General features: G+C 55.5%; 1 protein-coding gene. It reads right to left on the reverse strand.

The window, feature by feature from the left end; translation table 11 throughout:
- Positions 1-81: 81 nt before the first annotated feature.
- A partial coding sequence (psbR, locus tag D2V08_RS01440; RefSeq protein ID WP_147374038.1) for a photosystem II protein PsbR occupies positions 82-479 on the reverse strand: 398 nt, incomplete at its 5' end.

Consider the following 479-nt stretch of genomic DNA (forward strand, 5'->3'; position numbering starts at 1 on the left):
AAAGTATACAAGAGCTAAAGGGGAACAGAGTTCCAAAGAGCGAGTGCATACAAACTAGAGAAGAATATATATAGATTTGGATTACTGAGCCAAAGCACTGGTGTTGTAGACCAGAAGTGCACCACCGGCGAGTATGCCGGCGAGGGTGACTGCCCATATGGCTAAGCCGGTGGTGCCGCCGACGTACACATCGCCGCTTGGAGCCCACTCATCCTCGTTGTAGATGGGGCTGTATCCATCCACGTTAGCACCGTATTTGTCCACGTACTGGTACACACCCTTTCCCTTAGGCTTCCTGCCAGAGGCGTCGACACCATTTCTCAAGTCCATGCCGCCGCCAGTTCCATAAGGTGTGTCGGTCTTGATCTTCTTGCCGCCACTGGCTTCAACTCTCAAAGGAGTGGCGGTTCTGGCGAGCGACGGCAGCCCTCTCGCGGCGGACTTCTCGGCGGTGAAGGCGGCGGGCTTGAGAGCGAGTG

This window comes from Flagellimonas lutimaris (assembly GCF_003581615.1).
Taxonomy (GTDB): Bacteria; Bacteroidota; Bacteroidia; order Flavobacteriales; family Flavobacteriaceae; genus Flagellimonas; species Flagellimonas lutimaris.